2 protein-coding genes are annotated in these 7,574 nt (G+C 39.8%); both read left to right on the top strand.

Going from position 1 to position 7,574, the window contains the following annotated elements; translation table 11 throughout:
- The coding region (locus HED67_RS14715) for a fibronectin type III domain-containing protein (protein ID WP_331467100.1) at positions 1 to 546 on the top strand (546 nt) is incomplete at its 5' end.
- A gap of 127 nt (positions 547 to 673) precedes the next feature.
- Positions 674 to 7,474: a leucine-rich repeat protein gene (locus HED67_RS14710; protein WP_221718760.1), complete on the top strand. Its 6,801-nt coding sequence runs from the start codon at positions 674 to 676 to the stop codon at positions 7,472 to 7,474.
- Positions 7,475 to 7,574 lie beyond the last annotated feature (100 nt).

The following is a 7,574-nucleotide window of genomic DNA, read 5'->3' as shown; positions in this document are numbered from 1 at the left end:
GGCAAAGGCGGCATCACAGTGAGCTGGAACAAGGTATCCACAGCGACAGGCTACCGTGTTTACAGAAAGGAAGCCGGGGGAAGCTGGAAGGGACTTGGCAACGTGACATCCAATGCGACAACTATTTATACAGACCAGAATGTAACAGCGGGCAAGAGTTATACATATACCGTCCGTGCATATAAGGAATATGAGGGCAAGAGTCATCAGGGTGATTACGACAAGACCGGAAAAACAGCGACAGTGACAAGTCTTCATGGAACCGTAAAACTGCTGGGAGCAACAGCAGAAGCAGGAAGAAAGATCACAGTGACATGGGAGAAGGCAGGAGACTGCGACGGATATGTTGTTTACAGAAAATCCGGAAGTGGAAACTGGTCCAGATTAATCAAGGTCACAGACAAGAATGCCAACAGCTATACCGATGGCAGCGGTACAGCGGGAACAACTTACACATATACTGTCAGAGCGTATAAGACTATCAATGGCAAAGAAGCGATGGGAGGTTTTGACAGCAAGGGTGTTAGTGCAGAGTGTAAAAATTAAATTGTTTTATCAATAATTTAAAAGATGGAAACAAAGAGTAACAGTTAATTAATTCCAGAGCTGTCACAATGAATTATAGCAGTTCTAAGGGCAGTTCTGGAAATTTTTAAGGAAAGTGATTAAGCTTATGAAGAAATGCAGAAAAGGGATAGCCCTGATATTAGTGGCTGCAATGATGATGAGTCAGACTGTATATGGGCAGGAAATAAGCCAGACAACATCAGAAACAGCGGAGACAATAGAAGAGAGTCAATTAGTTTCAGAAATAGAAACAGATGTTGAAGAAACAGCAAAAGAAATAGCAGAAACAGTGGAAAGTGAGGAAGATGAAACTATATCTGAGAGCCAGTCGGAAGCTGATATATGGGAAACAGAAACCGAGGATTCAAAACTGGAAGAGTTGGTTGAAGGAGATTTCCTTTATACTGTTTCCAGTAATGAAGCGAAGATTACAGGATATACAGGCGAAGATTCTAGGGTTGAAATTCCGTCGGTGATAGGTTCATATCCGGTGACAGAGATAGGTAATTATGCATTTGAGGGATGTCAGTCGTTACAAGAATTAGTTATACCAGATAGTGTCACAAAACTTGGATATTGCATTATCAAAGATACGGGAATCAGCAGTATTACGATACCAAAGAGTATATCTTATACTAACGAAACAAGAAGTAATGGACCTTTGGCAGGAGCAGGAAGGCTGACAGAAGTTATTTTTGAAGAAGGGATGACAACAGTACCATCATATATTCTCGAAAGTTTCGATTATACGAGTAATATAGAAAAAGTTCAGATACCAGACACGGTTACAACTATAGGCAGCTATGCTTTTTATCAGTGTGAAAAGTTAAAAGAAATAGATTTACCGGAAAATCTCAAAACAATAGGATTGGGAGCGTTTTCTGGATGTGCAGAGATAAAAGAGATAACAATACCGTCATCTGTACGGACAATAGAAAATAGTGTGTTTGCAAAGTGTACTAGACTGGAAAAGGTTGATTTTGCATATGAAACGGAAGATGTGACCGTTGCAGAGCGGGATGCATTAACTTTAGGAGATAGTGCATTTTATGGATGCAGCTATCTGAGTCAAATTCCATTGAGCGAAAATGTAACAGAGATAGGAAATAATGCATTTGAGAAATGTGTGTCACTAAAAGAGTTAGTCATACCGGAAAGTGTTACAAAGCTTGGATACTGTATTATCCAAGATACAGGGATCAGTAGTATTACGATACCAAAGAATGTATCATATACTAACGAAACAAGAAGTAATGGCCCATTGGCAGGAGCAGGAAGTTTGACGGAAGTTGTTTTTGAAGAAGGGATGACAAAAATACCGGCATACATTCTTGAAAGTACCGATTATACAAGTAATGTAGAGAAGGTTCAGATACCAGACACGGTTACAACAATAGGTAGCGATGCCTTTCGTCAGTGTAAAAAGTTAAAAGAAATAGATTTACCGGAAAATCTCAAAACAATAGGACTGAGGGCGTTTGTCGGATGTACAGGTATAAAAGAGGTAACAATACCGTCATCTGTGCGGACGATAAATGATAGTGCATTTTCAAGTTGTACAGGTCTGGAAAAGGTTGACTTTGCATATGAAACAGAAGATGCGTCAGTTGCAGTGAGAGATGCCTTAACTTTGGGGGATAGTGCATTTTATGGCTGCAGCTATCTGAGTCAGATTCGATTAAGTGAAAATGTAACAGAGATAGGAAATGATGTATTTAGAAAATGTGAATCGTTAAAAGAGTTGATAATACCGGGAAGTGTAACAAGGTTAGGATACTGCATTATTGAAGATACAGGAATTAGCAGTATTACGATACCAAAGAGTATATCTTATGCTAATGCACCAAGAATTAATGGGCCATTGGCAGGAGCAAGTAGTCTGAAAGAAGTAATTTTTGAAGAGGGTATGACATGGCTGCCATCCTATATCCTTGCAAGTGACGATTATACAAGCAATGTAGAGAAAGTTCTGATACCTGGAACTGTAACAAGTATAGGGGGTAGTGCATTTTACAATTGCCAAAAAATGACAATCTACGGTATCCCTGGCTCATTCGCTGAGACCTATGCAAATGACAACAACATTCCTTTTGCAGATATCAGCACTTACCAGGAAGGTCTTTATAAAACTGCCGACTATACGGTCAAAGTAGTAGATGATGCAACTGGTCATTCTGTTTCTGGTGTACAGATTACAATTAGTGATACTGAATCAAAGAGCTATTACACAGATGACAAGGGAATTGCCCATGTAACAGTGTATGGCACAGCGACACAGACAGTAGCCATAAGTAAAGAGGGATATGAGCCTGCAAGTTACAGCGGATGGCCTTGGAAATCTACTGGCGTAAATGTTATTAATATTAAGAGAAAACAGACCATGGAAGAGCAGATCATCTCTATGACGCCTCAGATTTCCATGTCAGGAGATAAACTGAAAGGGCCTGAAATCACGATTCTGGGCAATACGTTTAATCTGTTTGAAACGGATGTATCTTTTAAGCTGCCTATTTTTGACAATATGGTTGTTAAGCAGGATCCATCCAATAAAACAGTTAAAGTACTGCTTGGTTTTGATGGAAAATACAGTGCAAAGCTTGAAGCGGCAGATGCAGATGATACATATTGGAGTGATTCTTATCAGCAGGTTAAGAGTCTGGTAAAGGGCTGCGGCGGAAAAGTCGATACAACCAAGCTGTGGAATCAGTTTAGTTCACTTCGTGGTCAGCTAAAAGAAATCAATGGCACAGCGGCTATTAATGTTGGTGGAAGTGCAACGGGATTCATTGAATTCAGCTATGCGAATGGCGGTTTGGAAATCATAGATAGTGGTCTTGTAGCCATGCTGCAGGCAGGAACAACTGTTAAGGCACCGTTATTCTGGTGTGTTTATGAGGAATTTGGTCTCAGCGGCAAAGTATCCGGTCAGTTAAACTTTAAGTCATCGGCTGAAAAGAAATTTATCATGGATGGCAATATGGGACTTGCATTAGTACCATCTCTTGCACTGGGTGTTGGTTCATCCGCTGTTTTTGATATTAAAGGCGGTGTTGAAGGTACGATATCAGGAAAAATGGTATTCCCTGCACAGAAAATGAAGGATGCATTGTCTGTCACAATGAGCGGTAAATTATTTATGAAGACAAGCAGCCCGGTATCTGTTTTATGTTATTCTAAGGACTGGGATCTGGGAACAGTAGAGCTTTATCCGGAATTTGGTGCCTATCTGGAGGCTTCAGATTGGAAATTAGCTGTGGATGACAGAGTGGTACCTGGCGAAGGAGAAGCCTATGAATATGCGAATCCGCAGGTGGCTGTTTTAAGTGATGGACGAAAAGTGAAAGTCTATATTGATGATGATGGTACAAAGACAACTGGTAATCATACCACATTGATGTATCAGATTTATGAGAATGGCGCATGGACAGATGCAAAAGCAGTGTGCGAAACGGGAAGAGCAGATTCAAGTCCGGTATTGTATGCTTATGGTGATAAAGCATTTGTTGCATGGCTGAATATCAATAAGAAAATTGATACAAGTACATCAGCTGAGTATGTTTATGCAAATACAGATTTGTATTTTGCTGAGTTTAATGGCAGTGCTTTTGAAACACCGGAATTAGTACCGGATGCAGGTAATCAGAAGCTGGAATTTAATTATGCTGAGAGTGCAGATGTAAACAGCCAGATTGTTGCATGGGTAGAAAACAGTAAAAATGATCCGTTTATGCAGGAAGGAACGAATACTATCTATGTGAAAGTACGTACCGGAAATACATGGGGCGAAAAGAAGAAGCTTCTGGCAACAAAGGACACCATTTTAAATCTGGAAGTGCTTTCAAATAATGGACAAGTAACGGTTTACTATTCTGATGGTTCAAATAATTACAGTGTAGTAGGAGGCACAGTTTCTGATTTAGGTGAAGGAAGCAACACGAAGATTTTTGATGGCCAGCTTTATTATATTGAAAATGGTACGCTTCATGGTGGTTCAGGCAAAGAAAGTACAGATTACGGCATTGCCTGCGGTTCAGACTATCAGGTTATGGATGGAACAGTATACTGGACGGTTTCATCCGGATACACCAGTGAATTGTATATGCAGAAGATCGGAGCATCAGCAGCAGTTCAATTAACATATGATAAAGCTTATGTTAGCAGCTTTACAGTTTCGAAGGACAGCTCAGGGAATGTATTGATTGAATATGTATCAACAGCTGTTAATCCGGATAACGCTTCATCACCATATGGTAAGAGTACGATGAAGACAATAGCAGATACATGTGTATATGATCTGATTTGTGACAGTATTTCCTATGATGCAGCAGCAATTAAGCCGGGAGAGGAAGCTTCATTTAATGTTCATATTGCAAATAATTCTACGGCAGCAGTACAGAATATCAAACTGCGTGTTAAAGGAAAGAATAATGCAGTAATTGTAAATGACACGGTTATTGATAATCTGGAGTCCGGAGAAAGTAAGGATGTTACATTTAAGTATGTTCTTCCGGATAGGCTTGAAGGACTGACATTGAAGGCAGAAGTATTTGCAAGCGGTGTAGAAGAAGCTGACGAAGACAACAATATCAGTTCAGTGACTTTTGGTGAGACGGATATTCAGATTCAGTCTGCTGACAGCAAGAAGATTGTTGTTGCTAATCATGGTTATATGTCAGCGGAAAATGTGAAAGTGAGTGTTTACGAAGAGGGCAGCAATGAGGCAATCGTGGAGTATGCCATTGGAAATCTGGGTACCGGAAAGACAATGACTCAGACGATTGAAATTCCTGACCAATATCTTAAGTTTGAGAATTATGAGGATACGAAGATATTTAAGATTCAGGTGACAACGAGCACAGAAGAAACATTACTTGCTGATAATGAGTATTTGCTACAGATTGAGCCGCCGCATGTTACAGGAATCAAACTTGATCAGGCAAAGATGACGCTGTCAAAAGGAAAGAAAGGAAAATTGACAGCTGAATTATCGAGCAGTGAAGGTGCAGATACTTCTGTATTATGGAATTCTTCAGATAAAGCAATTGTTGAAGTCGATGACAAGGGAAATATAACAGCTATTTCAGAAGGTACAGCAGTTGTTACTGTTATGACGGTAGATGGAAATTACAATGCAGAATGTGAAGTGACAGTAACAGAAAAACAGGATACTTTGGATAAGGTTGAACTTGTAAAAGCTGTGGATAACGGAAAAGCTCAAATTGAAGTATCATGGAAAGCTGTGGAAGATGCAGAAGGTTATCGTATTTACAGAAAGTCTGCAGGAGAGGACTGGATTTTACTGGCAGAGGTTGAGGCAGACAAACTGAGCTATACGGATGATTCAGGTGATACAGGTAAGAAATATAGTTATACTGTTCAGGCATACAAGAATGCAGATGGAAAAGAAATTACCGGAGAGTATGATGAAAACGGAGTAAGCGCCACAAAACTGCCGGCAACAGTTGTTTTAAAAGAGGCAAAGAATAATGAGAAGGATGGCATTGACATCAGCTGGAACAAAGTATCCAATGCGGATGGTTATCGTATTTACAGAAAAATATCCGGCGGCAGCTGGTCCAGACTTTCTGATATATCATCCAATACAGCCATTACATATACAGATAAAACGGCGGTTTCAGGAACAACGTATTATTATACGGTCAGAGCCTATAAAGTCTATGAGGGAACAACAATTTTAGGTGGTTACGATAATAAAGGTGTATCTGCTGCATTTAAGGAAAGTGTACAGCCTCTTGGAAAAGTTGAACTCAGTGGAGCCAAAGACAGTGGAAAAGCCAGCATTATTGTTAGCTGGAAGGCAGTAGAAGGCGCAGAAGGATATCGTATATACAGGAAATTTACAGGCAGCAGCTGGAAAAAACTTGTGGATGTTGCTTCAGATCAACTGAGTTATACAGATAGTTCAGGTGTAACGGGCAAACAATATACTTATACCATACGTGCTTTCAGAACAGTGAATGGCAAGGAAGAGCTTGGCGGTTTTGATAATCTTGGTGTCAGTGCTACAAAATTACCTTCATCAGTTGTTTTAAAATCAGCAAAAGATAATGGCAAAGATGGTATAGTTATCAATTGGAATAAGGTGTCTAACGCAGATGGTTATCGTGTTTACAGAAAGACAGCTAACAGCAGCTGGACGAAATTGTCAGATGTAACATCTAATACAACAATTACCTACACGGACAAGACGGTAGCTTCAGGTACAACTTATTACTATACAGTCAGAGCTTATAAAGTCTATGAAGGAAAAACAGTCTTTGGCGGTTTTGACAATAATGGTGTAAATGCGGTATTTAAGAATACGACACAGCCGCTTGGAACGGTTGTTCTAAATCAGCCAAAGGACAGCGGAAAAGGAAGTATTATTGTTAGCTGGAAGGCAGTAGAAGGTGCGGAAGGATATCGTATTTATAGAAAGTTTACAGGCAGTGGATGGAAAAAGCTGACAGATGTTTCTTCTGATCAATTAAGTTATGTAGATGGCTCAGGTGTAACAGGTAAGCAGTATACTTATACGGTACGAGCTTTTAGAACAGTCAACGGCAAAGAAAAACTTGGCGGTTTTGACAGTCTTGGTGTAAGTGCAACGAAATTACCTGTAACGGTAGTTATGAAGCGTGCTTCGAATAACGGTAAAGGCGGAATTGATGTTTCATGGAACAAAGTTTCTAATGCGACAGGCTATCGCATTTACAGAAAAGAAGATGGAGGCAGTTGGAAAGGCCTTGATACAATTACTTCATATAGCGTAACTACATATACAGATGATAGCTGTGTATCAGGTAAGACTTATGCTTATACAGTGCGCGCATATAAAGAATATGAAGGCAAAACATGTTATGGAGGATATGACAATAATGGCGTAAGTGTAAAGTGCCAGAAGTAATTGATTGAAAAACTTGCGATATGAAGAATGATTAATTGACAAATCCTCAGAAGTGTGAAGTTTATAGTCATGTTTCTGGGGATTTGCTATAAGAAAGGAA

Origin of the sequence: Pseudocoprococcus catus, assembly GCF_019734885.1 — a bacterium.
GTDB classification, from domain to species: Bacteria; Bacillota; Clostridia; order Lachnospirales; family Lachnospiraceae; genus Coprococcus_A; species Coprococcus_A catus.
The sequence above is the reverse complement of the archived record's forward strand: the minus strand, read 5'-3'. Positions and strand labels throughout refer to the sequence as shown.

What these genes read in the sequence shown, in the direction of transcription:
- HED67_RS14710 (WP_221718760.1), top strand. Translation starts at nt 674, where the DNA reads ATGAAGAAATGCAGAAAAGGGATAGCCCTGATATTAGTGGCTGCAATG.